This is a genomic window from Janibacter sp. Soil728 (genome assembly GCF_001428305.1).
Lineage (GTDB): Bacteria > Actinomycetota > Actinomycetes > Actinomycetales > Dermatophilaceae > Janibacter.
This window is the reverse complement of sequence record NZ_LMRZ01000004.1, coordinates 194,411-208,490: the sequence shown is the minus strand read 5'-3', so window position 1 is coordinate 208,490 and position 14,080 is coordinate 194,411. Positions and strand designations below refer to the sequence as shown.

Sequence of the window (14,080 nt, the reverse complement as noted above, 5' to 3'; positions counted from 1 at the left end):
GCAGGTCGTGCCCGACGCGCTCGCTCAGGCCGCGTCGGGTCGGTTGGCGTACTCGTCGGATCGCGTCTGGGGCGAGCGCTCGGCGATCGCATCCATCACCTCATCGGTGACGGCCCGCAGCAGTCGTGCCTTGACGAACTGCGCCTCGAGGGCGGCGACGTCGATGGGTGGGGCGAATCGCACGGTGACGCGGTGAGGTCGCAACCCGCGGGCATCGACCGGCTGGGCCTTGTCGGTCCCCACAAGGGCACACGGGATCACCGGGGCGCCGCTGGCCAGGGCGAGCCGGCCGACGCCGGTGCGGCCCTTGTGGAGGCGACCGTCCCGGCTGCGGGTGCCCTCGGGGTAGATCCCGAAGGCCCCCCCACGCGCCAGGTGCTCCTCGGCCAGCTCCAGGGAGCGGGCCGCAGCGCGCGCGTCGGAGCGATCCACCGGGATCATCCCGCCGAACTCGCCGAACCACAGTCGTCCGAACCAGCCGGAGACGCCGGTGCCCTGCACGTACTCGGCCTTGCCGAGGAACCCGACCTTGCGGCCCGCGGCGAGCGGGATGACCATCGAGTCGACGAAGCTGAGGTGGTTGCTGGCGATGATGACCGGCCCGGTGGTCGGGATGTGCTCGGCCCCCTCGACCCGCAGGCGCAGATAGGCACGAAGGGGCGGTCCCACGACAACCCGTCGCAGGAGCCACTCGAGCGTGCGCATCGTCAGGTTGCCAGTCACCCGGCCAGAGTAGTCATTAGCCTTCGGTGCATGACGAGCATCCCACCGCCGCCCGGACAGCCGCTCCACTCCCCTCAGCCGGGTGGCCCTCAGCACCCTCAGCAGGGTGGCCCGCAGCAGTACCAGCAGGGTGGCCCGCAGCAGTACCAGCAGCCCCAGCAGGTCATGCCGGTCTCCGGGCCCCAGGCGGCGATGATGCAGCCGCCCGCCGGACACGGCGCCCTGATGCTCACCCTGCAGGGCAACGCCTTCACCACCGGTCTGACGCCCACGGTCAAGATCGACGGCCACCCCGTCCCGGCGGCCTTCGGGGCCAACTTCTACCCCCTTCGCCCCGGCCAGCACCGCGTCGACGTGCACGCCCAGTGGATGCGGCAGTACGGTCAGGCGGCGATGGGCCTCGACATCCGCGAGGGGCAGACGATCCCCGGCTCCTACGCCGTGCCGTGGCACCAGTTCACGACCGGCTCCATCGGCCACGACAAGCAGTCCCGCAAGGGGCTCGGGGTGATGATCGCGATCGTCGCGATCGTGATCCTGATCGTCTGCGGCTGCTCGCTCGGCCCGATCCTGCTCAGCTGAGCAGTCCGCACCCATGACGAAGGGGGCCCGCGGGCCCCCTTCGCTCACTCCCACTCGATGGTGCCCGGCGGCTTGCTCGTCACGTCGAGCACCACGCGGTTGACCTCTTCGACCTCGTTGGTGATGCGACCCGAGATCTGCGCGAGGACGTCGCCCGGCACGCGGGTCCAGTCAGCGGTCATCGCGTCCTCGGACGAGACGGGGCGCAGCACGATCGGGTGACCGTAGGTGCGGCCGTCCCCCTGGACACCCACCGAGCGGACGCCGGCGAGCAGGACGACCGGGCACTGCCAGATCTCCTTGTCCAGGCCGGCTGCGGTGAGCTCCTCGCGCGCGATCGCGTCTGCCCGGCGCAGGATGTCGAGGTTGGTCTCGTTGACCTCACCAATGATCCGGATGCCCAGCCCCGGGCCGGGGAAGGGCTGGCGGTCGACGATCTCGTCGGGGACGCCGAGCTCACGACCGACCTCACGCACCTCGTCCTTGAAGAGGGCGCGCAACGGCTCGATGAGCTTGAACTGCAGGTCGTCGGGCAGGCCGCCCACGTTGTGGTGCGACTTGATGTTGGCCGCGCCGGTGCCACCGCCGGACTCGACGACGTCCGGGTAGAGCGTGCCCTGCACGAGCCACTTGACCGGGTGCTGGTCGTCGCCGCTGCCGACGACATCGCGGGCCGCCTGCTCGAAGACGCGGATGAACTCACGGCCGATGATCTTGCGCTTGTCCTCCGGGTCGGTCACGCCCGCGAGCGCCCCGAGGAACTGCTCCTTGGCATCGACGACGACGAGCTTGACGCCGGTGGCCGCGACGAAGTCCTGCTCGACCTGCTCGGCCTCACCATGACGCAGCAGACCGTGGTCGACGAAGACGCAGGTGAGCTGCTCCCCGACGGCGCGCTGCACGAGCGCCGCGGCGACAGAGGAGTCGACGCCACCGGACAGGCCGCACAGGACCCGGTCCTGGCCGACGGTCTCCTTGATGAGGGCGACCTGCTCGTCGATGACATTGTCAGCGGTCCAGTCGGGGGTGAGCCCGGCGCCGCGGACGAGGAAGTTCTCCAGCACGGGCTGGCCGAAGGTCGAGTGCAGCACCTCCGGGTGCCACTGCACACCGTAGAGGCGACGCTCGTCGTCCTCGAAGGCGGCGACCGGCGCACCGGACGTGCTCGCGGTGACCCGCATGCCCTCGGGCGCCTCGGTGACGGAGTCGCCGTGGCTCATCCACACCGACTGCTCGGCGGGCTGGCCGTTGAAGAGGGTGGACTCCCGGTCGCTGACCTCCGCACGGGTCGAGCCGTACTCGCGCAGACCGGTCCGATCGACGGTGCCGCCGAGGGCCTGGACCATCGCCTGGAAGCCGTAGCACATGCCGAAGACCGGGATCCCGGCCTCCAGCAGGGCGACGTCGAGCTCGGGGGCGTCGTCCGCGTACACCGAAGAGGGGCCGCCGGAGAGGATCACCGCGGCCGGCTCCTTGGCGAGGATGTCGGCCACCGACATCGTGTGCGGCACGACCTCGCTGTAGATCTTGGCCTCACGCACCCGTCGGGCGATGAGCTGGGCGTACTGGGCGCCGTAGTCGACGACGAGAACCGGGGAGGTCTTGAGCGAATCCGTCACCCGCACAGGCTACCGGGACCCAGCCACTCCCCCTTCGCCCCGTCCGCCACTCTGCATTGCCCTATGGCAATGCACGCTTCGTCCGCATTGCCATAGGGCAATGCAGACGAATGGTCAGTAGGTACGCGACCGGTCAGGTGGTGAGCGGGGAGACCTCGCGGACGACGCGGCGCTCCTCGACGAAGGCGACGAAGGGGACGCACGCGAGCAGGATCGTGAGGATCATCCGGCCCACGGGCCAGCCGATCTTGAAGCCGAGGTTGGCGGTGGCGACGGCGAAGGCCATGAAGATCAGACCGTGCACCGGCGACCACCACGTCAGCGCCTCGTTGTCCATGCCGTACTTGAGGACCATCTCGAGGATGAGGACGAACATCGCCAGACCCGCGAGGATCGCGGTCACGCGAAACACGCGCAGTGCGGTCGCGATCGCCCTCGGGTCGGCGGTCGTCGCACCCGTTGTCTCGTTGCTCACGTGCTCTCCTTCATCATCGTGGCGGATGCATCCGCCTCGTCGTCGTCGGCGCGCGCGGCCTGGCGCACCATCTTGACCCACATCCACAGCGCGAAGGCCGCGAACAACCACCACTGCCCCGCGTACATGACATTGCGGAACTGCAGCGAGGTGTCCGGCAGCGGCGGCGGGACCCGCTCGAGCCCGGTGGCGGACGCGGAGCCGTCCTCGCTGATCGCGAAGACGAAGCCGTTGTAGATGTCGCCGTCCCACGCATTGACCAGCTGGGCGATGTCGACCGAGGTCAGCTCGCCGTCTGCGGAGCCGCCCGACTGATCAGGAGCCTCCGGTGGCGCCAAGGAGCCGACGAGGTCGACGGTTCCGCTCGGGGCCGAAGGGGGGTCCTCCCCCGCGGGGATCCACCCGCGGACGACCGCGAGGTTGGCTCCAGTCCGCTCGACGACGAAGCGGTCGAGCACCCAGCTGACCTTGGCGTCGTCGAAACGACGGTTGACCACCAGCAGCGGGTCACCGGTGTACTCGCCGCGGGTCGACACCTGCTGGCCCGACCCCTCGTCGGGGAAGGCTTCGTGGGGCGCGACCACGTCGGCGAGCGGACGCACCGGGCGCTCCTGGACCGTACGCACCGCGTCGGCGCGCGCCACGTCATGGGCCACGGACCACTGCCAGCGACCAGCGATGATCCCGACGGCCGCGACGACGAGGGCCACCACGAGCAGCCCCAGGAAGCGGGGTCGAAGGGCGGTCCGGAGCACCCACTCAGGCTACGCGAGCACGCTGGAGGGTCAGGACACCCCTTGGCGGACGGCGGGGGTGGGCAGGGACACCGTGGAGCTGGTGTGGGTGAACTCGCGCACGGCCGGTCGACGCGCCGCGATCGGCTCGACCCGACGGTAGGCGTCGCCCTGCGCCGGTCGCGCGTCGGTGTCGCCGGTGTTGGGCCACATCGAGAAGGCCCGCTCCGACTGCGCCGTGATCGTCAGCGACGGGTTGACACCGAGGTTGGCCGAGACGGCCGACCCGTCGACCACGCTGATGCCGGGGTGACCCCACAGCCGCTGGTAGGGGTCGATGACGCCCGTGGCGGGCGAGTCACTGATCGCGGCGCCCCCGAGGAAGTGCGCGGTGAGCGGGATGTCGAAGGCCTCGCTCCACGTGCCACCCGGGTAGAAGGGCTGACCGAGCCGCGCCGAGAGCTTGTCGGCGAGGACCTTGACGCCCTCGTGCCCGGCCTTGATGTAGGTCGGGTTCTTCTCACCGTGGCCCTGCGTGGAGGTGAGCCGGCGACGACCGCCACGACCCTGCGTCAAGGACGTCGTCAGCGAGTTGTCCAGGGACTGCATCACCAGGCCGATGACCGTGCTGTCGGCGAAGTGGGTGCCCGGGGGGAACCATGCCTTGAGCGCGGGGAGGTTGCGCGGCAGGTCGAGCATGAGCTTGACGAAGCGCGGGGTCCGGCCCGTCCTCGGCGGCGCGAGCAGCGTGGTGAGCATGCCCATCGCGTCCGAGCCCCTGCCGTACCGGACGTTCTCGATGTGGGTGGACGAGTCGGGGTGGAAGGAGGAGGTGATGGCCACCCCCTTGGTCAGGTCGTCGTCACCCTCGGGCGGCGTCGTGGCGAGCGCGCCCACGAGGGCCTCGGAGTTGGTGCGGGTCAGCTCACCGAGCCGGTCGCTGATCCCAGCCAGCTCACCGTCGGCCTTCATCGCGTGAAGGAGGTTCTGCGTACCCCAGGTCCCGGCGGCGACGATCACCTTGCGTGCCGTGGTGACGCGAGCGCTCTTGTCCCCCAGTGCATCCGTGGCCTCGTGGCGCACGCGGTAGACCTCGTCGGGCCCCTCGGTGCCCGGGACGACGCCGACCCTGGTGACAGTGCGCATCGGCACGATCTGGGTGCCCAGGCCCTCGGCGAGGGCGAGGTAGTTCTTGACGAGCGTGTTCTTGGCACCGACGCGGCACCCGACCATGCAGTTGCCGCACTCGGTGCACGTGGTCCGCGTGGGGCCGGCGCCACCGAAGTAGGGGTCCTCGATGGTGCGACCCTGCTCCTGGGCCGAGTCGTCCTGACCGAAGAGCACCCCGACGGGCGTCTTGCGGAAGGTCTCGGACACGCCCATCTCGGCGGCCGCGTCGCGCATGGCGTCCTCGACGACCGACTCGCACGGGTTGGTGACGACACCGAGCATCGTGCTGGCCATGTCGTAGTGCGGCAGCAGCTCGGCCTGCCAGTCGGTGATGTGCCCCCACTGCCGGTCCTTGAAGAAGACCTCCGGCGGGACGTAGAGGGTGTTGGCGTAGTTGAGCGAGCCTCCGCCGACGCCTGCACCGGCCAGGACCATGACGTCCTTGAGCAGGTGGATGCGCTGGATCCCGTAGCACCCGAGCTTGGGCGCCCACAGGAAGTTCTTCAGGTCCCAGCTGGTCTCGGCGAACTCGGAGTCCGCGAAGCGTCGCCCGGCCTCGAGGACGGTGACGCGATAGCCCTTCTCCGACAGGCGAAGTGCGGCGACGGAGCCGCCGAAGCCGGAGCCGATGACGAGGACGTCGGTGTCGACGGTGGTGTCGACCGCCTGGTTGTCGTTCACTTCATACCTACAATCTTCATGGCCCGCAGGCCCAGTGTCAGTGCCGTGGCGTGCGCCTTGTCGCTCATCCCGAAGGCCGGTGCGATCGGCACGAGGTACTGAGCGGCGACGGTCTGCGACTCGGTGTACTTCAGGATGCCCTCGGCACCGTGACGGCGACCCATGCCGGAGTCCTTCATCCCACCCATCGGCGCGCCCATCGACGCCCATGCGGCCGCATAGCACTCGTTGATGTTGACGGTCCCGGTCTGGATCCGGGCCGCGATCTGTCGGCCTCGGTGCACGTCGCGGGTCCACACCGACGAGTTCAGGCCGTACTGGGTGTCGTTGACGAGCGAGATCGCGGCGTTGTCGTCGGCGACGCGGTAGATCGACACGAGCGGCCCGAAGGTCTCCTCGTCGCGGCAGGTCATGGCCGCGGTGACGCCCTCGAGGACCGTCGGCTCGAAGACGAAGCGACCGATCTCGGGGCGGTGCCGGCCACCGGTGAGCACCGTGGCGCCCTTGGCCTTGGCGTCCTCGACGTGCGCGGTGACGGTGTCGAGCTGGGACTGGCTGACCAGGGACCCCATGTCGTAGCCGTACTCGAGAGCCGTGCCGAGGGTCATCGCCTCGACTGCGGCCAGGAACCGCGGGATGAACTCGTCGGCGATCGCCTCGTGGACGACGACCCGCTCGGTGGAGATGCACAGCTGCCCGGCGCTGGAGAAGCACGCCCGCACGGCCCCCTCGACCGCTCGGCCGAGGTCCGCGTCGTCGGCGATGTAGACGGAGTTCTTGCCGCCGAGCTCCATGCTGAAGGAGACCAGCCGCGCGGCGGCCGACTGGGCGACCCGACGACCCGTGGGGGTCGAGCCGGTGTAGCAGACGTAGTCGGTCTGGTCGACGACCGCTTGGCCAGCCTCGCTGCCCGCTCCGAGCACGACCTGGAAGACACCCTCGGGGAGGCCGGCCTCGCGCAGCAGCTCGACGCCGGCGAGCGCGGTGACGGAACCCTGCTGGTCGGGACGTAGGACGACGGCGTTGCCGGCCATCAGCGCGGGCAACGCGTCGGTGATCGCCAGGCTCAGGGGGTAGTTCCACGGGGAGACGATGCCCACGACGCCCTTGGGATGGTGCTGGACGCGCGTCTGCGTCAGCACCGGGTAGGCGCCGGCGACCCGGCGCGGCTTGAGGTGCCCCTCGGCGGTACGGGCGTAGTAGCGGGCCGCGAGGGCGGTGTCGAGGACCTCCTCGAAGGCCTGCTTGCGTACCTTGCCCGACTCGATCTGCACCAGGTCGAGCAGCTCGACCTGCTTGGCCAGCACGAGGTCGTGGAAGCGCAGCATGATCCGGCGGCGCTCGTCGAAGGACGTGGCGGCCCACCGGACCTGGGCGGCACGTGCGGCGGCGACCGCGCGCGTCACGTCGTCAGCGCGTGACAGCGGCAGGGCCGCGATCGGACCGCCGGTCAGCGGCGAGATCCGCGTGAAGGTCTCGGCCGTCGGCGAGGCGACCACGCGGCTGGCAAAGCGCCGGGCCCGCCCGGGGTCGACCGCGTAGGTGGCCGTGGGGTCCAGCTCTGGGTCAGCAATGATCTCCGAGGTCATTACTCAAAGGTAACCGGGTGATCACCTCGGCGCCAGAGGCGCTCTAGGTGCGAGACGCCACACCGTTGCTCCGCCCGCTGAGGAGGAGCGGGCGCCGGCGAACCTCGACGGTCAGCTGGGTTGATGCGGCGCGACGACGACCTCGATGCGCTGCAGCTCCTTGACCTCGGTGTACCCGGTCGTCGCCATCGCCCGGCGCAGGGCCCCGATGAGGTTGGTCGAGCCGTCGGCCACCTTGCTCGGGCCGAAGAGGACCTCCTGCAGCGGCGCGACCGAACCGACCTCGACGCGAGAGCCGCGGGGCAGCTCGGGGTGGTGGGCCTCGGGGCCCCAGTGGTAGCCACGACCGGGTGCGTCCGCAGCCCGCGCGAGCGCGGCACCGAGCATGACGGCGTCGGCGCCGCAGGCGATGGCCTTGACGATGTCACCGCTGGTGCCGAGGCCACCATCGGCGATGACGTGGACATAGCGCCCACCGGACTCGTCGAGGTAGTCGCGACGGGCGGCGGCGACATCGGCGACGGCGCTGGCCATCGGGGCGTGGATGCCCAGGGTCTGACGAGTCGTGTGCGCGGCTCCCCCACCGAAGCCGACGAGGACGCCCGCTGCGCCCGTGCGCATCAGGTGCAGGGCAGAGGTGTAGCCGGCAGTGCCACCGACGATGACCGGGACGTCGAGCTCGTAGATGAAGCGCTTGAGGTTCAGCGGCTCGCTGCGGCTGCTCACGTGCTCGGCGGAGACCGTCGTCCCGCGGATGACGAAGAGATCGACTCCCGCGTCGACGACGGTCTTCCAGTGCTGCTGGGTGTTCTGCGGGCTGAGGGCACCGGCGACGGTCACGCCGGCGGCGCGCAACGCACGCAGCCGCTCGGTGATCAGCTCGGGCTGGATCGGTGCGGCGTAGATCTCCTGCATGCGGACGGTCGCCACGACGGGGTCGAGGGAGGCGATCTCCGCGAGGAGGAGCTCCGGGTCGGCGTAACGCGTCCACAGGCCCTCGAGGTCGAGGACCGGCAGGCCGCCGGCCTCGCCGAAGGCGACGGCCGTCGTCGGCGACATCACCGAGTCCATCGGTGCCGCCAGGACGGGCATCTCGAAGTGGTAGGCGTCGATCTGCCAGTCGAGTGAGACCTCCTCGGGGTCGCGCGTGCGCCGGCTCGGCAGCACCGCGATGTCGTCGAAGGAGTAGGCCCTGCGGCCACGCTTGCCTCGGCCGATCTCGATCTCATTCACGCGCCCAGCCTAAAGGGCTTGGTCCTCGAGGTGGGAGGGCGCATACTTGCTTGGCCGATGCATGCATCTTTTCGCTCGGCCCGGGTGGCGACGAGGCTGCCGTCACCCCCTTCGCAAACCCTCTCAGGAGACTCCTGTGTCCACGACCGTCCACGACTCCCCGCCACAGGAGTATCCGGAAAAGATCGACGCCGCCGTGCTCAAGGTGGCCGGCGTCGTCGTCCTCGGCGCCATCATGTCGATCCTCGACATCACCGTCGTCAATGTCGCCCTCCCCCACTTCCAGACGGACCTGGCGACGGGCCCCGAGCCGCTGCAGTACTCCACCGTCGCGTGGACCGTCACGGCCTACACACTCGCGCTGGCGACCGTCATCCCGCTGACGGGCTGGGCGGCCGACCGCTTCGGCACCAAGCGCCTCTACCTCGCGGCGGTGGCCTTCTTCGTGGCCGGCTCCGTGCTGTGTGCCTTCGCCCCCACGATCCAGATGCTCATCGGCGCCCGGGTGCTCCAGGGACTCGGTGGCGGCATGCTCATGCCGCTCGGCATGACGATCATGACCCGTGCAGCAGGCCCGCAGCGCATCGGTCGGCTCATGGCGATCCTCGGGGTCCCGATGCTGCTCGGCCCCATCGGTGGCCCGATCCTCGGTGGCTGGCTCATCGACAACGCCCACTGGCTGGGTCGTCCGAGCTGGACGTGGATCTTCCTGATCAACCTGCCGATCGGCCTCGCTGCGTTCGTCTACGCGGCCCTCGTCCTGCCCAAGGACGACACGCACCCCAGCGAGTCGCTGGACGTCGTCGGCCTGCTGCTCATGTCGCCCGGTCTTGCCCTCTTCCTCTACGGGGTCTCCTCGATCCCCGAGGCTGGCACCATCAACTCCCCCAAGGTCTACGGCACGGCCCTCGCTGGTCTCGCCCTGATCATCGCCTTCGGCTTCTGGTCGATGCGGCCCAAGCACCCGTTGCTCGACCTGCGCCTGCTCGCCAACCGTCAGTTCTCCGTCGCGGCCCTGACGATGTTCCTCTTCGCCGCAGCCTTCTTCGGCGGCCTGCTGCTCATGCCGACCTACTTCCAGCAGGTGCGCGGTGAGAGCACGACCATGGCGGGCGTGCTGATGATCCCGCAGGGTCTCGGCGCGCTGATCACCATGCCGATCGCCGGCATGCTCGTCGACAAGTACCCGGTCGGCCGCATCGTGCCGGTCGGCATCGCCCTCATCACGGGCGGCATGTTCGCCTTCACCCAGCTCTCGGCCGATTCCAGCTACTGGGGCTTCGTCATCCCGGCGCTCTTCGTCATGGGTCTGGGCATGGGCGCGACGATGATGCCGCTGATGACCAGCTCGCTCAAGGCACTGACCGCCCACCAGGTGGCCCGTGGCTCGACCCTGCTCAACATCACCCAGCAGGTGGCCAGCTCCTTCGGTGTCGCCATCGCGTCGGTCGTCCTGACGCGTGGCTTCGAGAGCCGCCCGCTCATCGGGCAGGCCCAGGCCTTCGGCGAGGAGAGCGCCAAGGTCTCCGACCCCAACGCGATCCAGCAGCTGCTCGCGAAGTTCCCCGAGGTCGCGCAGATCCTCGGTCAGTACGCAGGTGACCCGGCAGCCGGCGCCCAGGCGCTCATGCACGCGGTCCGTCTGGACATGGCTGACGCCTTCGCCGCGACCTACTGGGTCTCGGCCTTCATGTGCCTCGCGACGCTCGTCGTGGCGGCCTTCCTCCCGCGCAAGCAGGAGAAGAGCCATCTGCTCGACGAGGAGCCGCAGGACAGCGCTCCGGTGCTCATGCACTGAGGTGATCGGACGAAAGGGGCGGCTCGCAGGAATCCTGGGAGCCGCCCCTTCGTTGGATACTGGCAAGAACGCTCCCGACCGAAGGACCACCATGGCCAAGTTCAAGAACGCCGCCCTGATGCTCACTGCCGCCGAGGGCGCGCGGCAGTGGGCCAAGAACAACCCCGACAAGGCGAACGACTACGTCGAGAAGGCCACGGGCTTCATCGACCAGCGCACCAAGGGCAAGTACCACAAGCAGCTCGACGGACTGTCCCGGACGATGAAGAAGAACCTGCTCGGCGACACCATCAAGGGCTCGACGGTCCACGGTGACGTCCCGCCGTCACCCCGGCCCTTCCCCGACGTGCGCGCCTGACGAGCACCGAGCCCGATCCCTGAGGAGGTTGCGCCGCAACCGTCTCGACGGGATCAGACCTGCGTCGCCTCGAGGACCCGCAGCACGTTGCCGTGCGCGAGGGCCTCGAGGTCGGCTCGGGACCAACCCCGCTCCCCCAGAGCGGCAAGCAGCCGCGGGTAGCTCGCCACGTCCTCCAGCCCGACGGGCGTCTCGTCGACGCCGTCGTAGTCGGCCCCGATGCCGACGTGCTCGATCCCCACGACCTCGCGCAGGTGCTCGAAGTGCGCCACGACGTGCTCGATGGTCGCGACCGGCTCCGGGACGACGTCGGTCCGGCCGAGAGAGGCATCGGCTCGTGCCTGGTTGACGAACTTGGGCACGACATTGGCCATGACGATCCCGCCGTTGGCGGGGATCCGCTCGAGGACGTCGTCCGGCACATTGCGCGGGTGGTCGCAGATCGCCCGCGCGCCGGAGTGGCTGAACATCACCGGTAGCCGCGTCGCGTCGAGCGCGCAGTGCATCGTCTCGGCGCTCACGTGGGAGAGGTCGACCACGACACCCAGGTCGTTCATCCGCGTGACGACCTCGCGACCGAAGTCGGTCAGGCCACCGTGGACCCGCTCGTCCGTCGCCGAGTCCGCCCACGGCGTGTTGTCGTTGTGCGTCAACGTCATGTAGCGCGCACCGCGGTCGGCGAAGTTCGCCAGGTGGTCCAGCGAGCCGTTGATCGAGTGCCCGCCCTCCATCCCGATGAGGGCGGCGTGCCTCCCTTCGCCCCAGGCGGCGTGCACGTCCGCGGCGGTGCGGGCCGCCACCATCTCGTCGTAGCGATCGCAGAGCGCGCCCACGAAGTCGATCTGCTCGTGCGTCGCCGCGACCGCGTCCTCACCCGCCATGGAGCACGGCACCCAGACCGACCAGAGCTGCGCGGCCAGACCGCCCTCACGCATGCGCGGCAGGTCGGTGTGCAGGTGTGGCTGCGGCTGGGCGATGTCGCACGCGTCGAGGTCGTAGCCGGCCACCTCGCGGTGACGCCACGGCAGGTCGTTGTGGCCGTCGAGGACGCGGATCTGGTCGCTGCTCGTCGTCATCGCTCCAGTCAACCCCACCTCACGGCCGGGGTGCATGCTGGAGCCATGCGCCCCGGAGCCCACAACGCCATCACCGATGTCCCCGGCATCAAGGTCGGTCACGCCACCCGTGAGGAGAAGGGCTGGCTGACCGGCACGACCGTCATCACGCCCCCGGTGGGGACCACCGGGGGCGTCGACGTGCGCGGCGCAGGCCCGGGGACGCGAGAGACAGATCTGCTCGACCCCCGCAATCTCGTCGATGCGGTCGACGCGATCGTGCTGTCGGGGGGCAGCGCCTTCGGCCTGTCCGCGGCGGACGGCGTGATGTCGACGCTGGCGGACGAAGGGAGGGGCTGGCCCGTCGGCGGTCCCGGCCAGATCGTGCCGATCGTGCCGTCAGCGATCCTCTTCGACCTGGGCCGGGGCGGCGCGTGGCGCCACCACCCCGGACCGGACGAGGGCCGAGCCGCCTACCTCGCTGCCACCGACGCAGCGGTGGACGAAGGGAGCGTCGGCGCCGGCACCGGAGCCAGGGCCGGCGGTCTGCGTGGCGGCATCGGGACGGCAAGTCTCGTGCTCGACTCGGGAGTGACCGTCGGGGCAATCGTCGTCGTCAATGCCGTCGGATCCCCCATGGGACCTGATGGCCGACTGCTCGGCGAGCGACTGCTGGTCCCCGGTGAGGTCGATGTGCCAGAGCCCGATCCCGTTGCAGTACAGGCGCACTGGCAGCGTCAGGTGGACGAGGCGCGGGCCCTGCAGGCAGGCACGGCCACCACTCTCGCCGTCGTCGCGACCGACGCGGCCCTCGACAAGGCGGGCTGCGCGACGCTCGCGGGCGTGGCCCACGACGGCTTCGCCCGGGCCCTGTCCCCGGTCCACACCGCCTTCGACGGCGACACCGTCTTCGCCCTGTCGACGGGCGACCGACCCCAGCCCTCCCCCTTCGAGCTCGTGGCCGTGCAGACGGCTGCCGCGGACTGCGTCACCCGGGCGATCGTGCGGGGGATGCTCGCGGCGAGGTCCGTCGACCGCACCCCCGACGGGGGTGCCTCCCTGCCGTCCTACCGGGAGTCGATCAGTCGGTCAGGCTGAGGTCGGGGGGCGGGTCGTGGACGTCTGGGTCGCGGTCCGGTCCGCTCGGGATGTGGTGCCCCAGCTCGTGCTTGCAGATCCAACCGCACAGCACCATGAGCGGGAAGCAGATGAGGGCGACGCCGGGGTAGTCCTCGCGCAGGACCACTCCCGTGAACGCCAGGAGCGCGAGGACCACGGCCGCGACGAACCCGCTCGCGGCCTGCCACTGGGCGAGGTCGCTGCGGCTCCTGCGGGTCCGCAGCAAGCGGTGACGCAGGAGAGCGTGGGCCTCCATGAGGATCCAGCCGATCGGGAGCAGGAGCATCGGGAGCAGGCCCCACATGGGGTCGACGCGGTCCTGCAGCTCCACCAGCACGACCACCAGCACGAGGGACAGCGGCAGCCACCCGTAGAGGCAGGTCAACGCCGTCAGGCGCAGCAGGCGAAGGGGGCGCGACCACCGGCCGGTCGAGACCGCTGCCCGGAGGTCCGTGCCGACGTCGCGTCGCCGCAGTGCGGCCGAGCGCAGCTCCTGCTCGGTTACCGCGGTGGTGGCCACCTCGTTGTCGCCCTCGGACGCTGACCGCTGGTGCTCGATCGCCCTCTCGCGGGCGCGGGTGTCGGCGGTCACCTGCTCGACGAAGCGCTGCCGCTCGTGCGGTGGTGACCACCGGTCGATCCGCAGCTCGTTGCCGAGGACGTCGACGTGGACGTGCTCGTCCTTGAGCTCGCGCCAGGTCGCCCTCGTCATCGAGCCGATCACCGTCACCGCGCACAGGACGAACCAGACGGCGAAGGTCGGCCAGTGGACTTCCGGATCCGTCTGCCCCTCGATGGGCATCCGGGTGAGCATCATGAGCGCGAAGGCGAGCACGGCCATGAGGCCCAGCGTCATGGCCAGTCCAGCGCCCTGCAGGAGCCACCAGCCGACACCGACCTGCTTCGGTGCACCGATCGGGGCGGGCTGGTGGTGGTCCACCCGT

The 14,080-nt window shown here is 70.1% G+C and carries 13 protein-coding genes; 4 read left to right on the top strand and 9 right to left on the bottom strand.

Annotated features, from left to right (window positions below):
- Positions 1 to 24: 24 nt before the first annotated feature.
- The gene (locus ASG73_RS07805) at positions 25 to 723 is read right to left on the bottom strand and encodes a lysophospholipid acyltransferase family protein (protein WP_156466200.1); all 699 of its coding nucleotides are present in this window, start codon (positions 721 to 723) and stop codon (positions 25 to 27) included.
- A gap of 30 nt (positions 724 to 753) precedes the next feature.
- On the opposite strand from ASG73_RS07805, the gene ASG73_RS07800 reads away from it, so the two are divergent.
- Positions 754 to 1,305 carry a hypothetical protein gene (locus tag ASG73_RS07800; protein WP_156466199.1) on the top strand — a complete coding sequence of 184 codons (552 nt, stop codon included), beginning with the start codon at positions 754 to 756 and terminating at the stop codon, positions 1,303 to 1,305.
- A gap of 44 nt (positions 1,306 to 1,349) precedes the next feature.
- On the opposite strand, the gene guaA is transcribed toward ASG73_RS07800, so the two are convergent.
- The 6 genes from guaA to ASG73_RS07770 form a co-directional block, all read right to left on the bottom strand.
- A complete protein-coding gene (gene guaA / locus ASG73_RS07795) occupies positions 1,350 to 2,924 on the bottom strand; it encodes a glutamine-hydrolyzing GMP synthase (protein WP_055993256.1) in 1,575 nt (524 codons plus the stop codon).
- 133 nt (positions 2,925 to 3,057) lie between these two features.
- Positions 3,058 to 3,399 carry a DUF3817 domain-containing protein gene (locus ASG73_RS07790; protein ID WP_055993254.1) on the bottom strand — a complete coding sequence of 114 codons (342 nt, stop codon included), beginning with the start codon at positions 3,397 to 3,399 and terminating at the stop codon, positions 3,058 to 3,060.
- Entirely contained in the window at positions 3,396 to 4,154 is a 759-nt protein-coding gene (locus ASG73_RS07785) for an SURF1 family protein (protein WP_055993252.1), read from the bottom strand. The genes ASG73_RS07790 and ASG73_RS07785 overlap by 4 nt, the downstream gene beginning before the upstream one ends.
- Before the next feature lie 30 nt (positions 4,155 to 4,184).
- Positions 4,185 to 5,984 (bottom strand): FAD-dependent oxidoreductase, encoded by a 1,800-nt coding sequence (locus ASG73_RS07780; protein ID WP_055993250.1) that lies wholly within the window; start codon positions 5,982 to 5,984, stop codon positions 4,185 to 4,187.
- Positions 5,981 to 7,573, bottom strand: a complete 1,593-nt coding sequence (locus ASG73_RS07775) for a succinic semialdehyde dehydrogenase (RefSeq protein ID WP_055993248.1) — start codon at positions 7,571 to 7,573, stop codon at positions 5,981 to 5,983. The genes ASG73_RS07780 and ASG73_RS07775 overlap by 4 nt, the downstream gene beginning before the upstream one ends.
- Positions 7,574 to 7,684: 111 nt before the next feature.
- The gene (locus tag ASG73_RS07770; protein ID WP_055993246.1) at positions 7,685 to 8,806 is read right to left on the bottom strand and encodes a GuaB3 family IMP dehydrogenase-related protein; all 1,122 of its coding nucleotides are present in this window, start codon (positions 8,804 to 8,806) and stop codon (positions 7,685 to 7,687) included.
- Positions 8,807 to 8,942: 136 nt separating this feature from the next.
- On the opposite strand from ASG73_RS07770, the gene ASG73_RS07765 reads away from it, so the two are divergent.
- Together ASG73_RS07765 and ASG73_RS07760 are read left to right on the top strand one after the other, a co-directional pair.
- Positions 8,943 to 10,604: a DHA2 family efflux MFS transporter permease subunit gene (locus tag ASG73_RS07765; RefSeq protein WP_055993244.1), complete on the top strand. Its 1,662-nt coding sequence runs from the start codon at positions 8,943 to 8,945 to the stop codon at positions 10,602 to 10,604.
- Between the two features lie 91 nt (positions 10,605 to 10,695).
- Positions 10,696 to 10,962, top strand: coding sequence for an antitoxin (locus tag ASG73_RS07760; RefSeq protein ID WP_055993242.1), 267 nt, complete (start codon positions 10,696 to 10,698; stop codon positions 10,960 to 10,962).
- A 53-nt stretch (positions 10,963 to 11,015) separates the two neighbouring features.
- Here ASG73_RS07760 and ASG73_RS07755 read toward each other — a convergent pair whose 3' ends face one another.
- Positions 11,016 to 12,038 (bottom strand): dipeptidase, encoded by a 1,023-nt coding sequence (locus tag ASG73_RS07755; RefSeq protein ID WP_055993240.1) that lies wholly within the window; start codon positions 12,036 to 12,038, stop codon positions 11,016 to 11,018.
- Positions 12,039 to 12,083: 45 nt separating this feature from the next.
- Between ASG73_RS07755 and ASG73_RS07750 the strand changes: the two genes are divergently transcribed.
- Complete coding sequence (locus tag ASG73_RS07750) at positions 12,084 to 13,115, top strand: P1 family peptidase (RefSeq protein WP_055993238.1); 1,032 nt, start codon at positions 12,084 to 12,086, stop codon at positions 13,113 to 13,115.
- Here ASG73_RS07750 and ASG73_RS07745 read toward each other — a convergent pair.
- Complete coding sequence (locus ASG73_RS07745) at positions 13,099 to 14,076, bottom strand: hypothetical protein (RefSeq protein ID WP_055993236.1); 978 nt, start codon at positions 14,074 to 14,076, stop codon at positions 13,099 to 13,101. The genes ASG73_RS07750 and ASG73_RS07745 overlap by 17 nt on opposite strands.
- Positions 14,077 to 14,080 lie beyond the last annotated feature (4 nt).

Excerpts from the sequence above, each read along its gene's own strand:
- ASG73_RS07800 (WP_156466199.1), top strand. The coding sequence starts at position 754 with ATGACGAGCATCCCACCGCCGCCCGGACAGCCGCTCCACTCCCCTCAG.
- ASG73_RS07775 (WP_055993248.1), bottom strand. The coding sequence starts at position 7,573 with ATGACCTCGGAGATCATTGCTGACCCAGAGCTGGACCCCACGGCCACC.
- ASG73_RS07760 (WP_055993242.1), top strand. The coding sequence starts at position 10,696 with ATGGCCAAGTTCAAGAACGCCGCCCTGATGCTCACTGCCGCCGAGGGC.
- ASG73_RS07755 (WP_055993240.1), bottom strand. The coding sequence starts at position 12,038 with ATGACGACGAGCAGCGACCAGATCCGCGTCCTCGACGGCCACAACGAC.
- ASG73_RS07750 (WP_055993238.1), top strand. The coding sequence starts at position 12,084 with ATGCGCCCCGGAGCCCACAACGCCATCACCGATGTCCCCGGCATCAAG.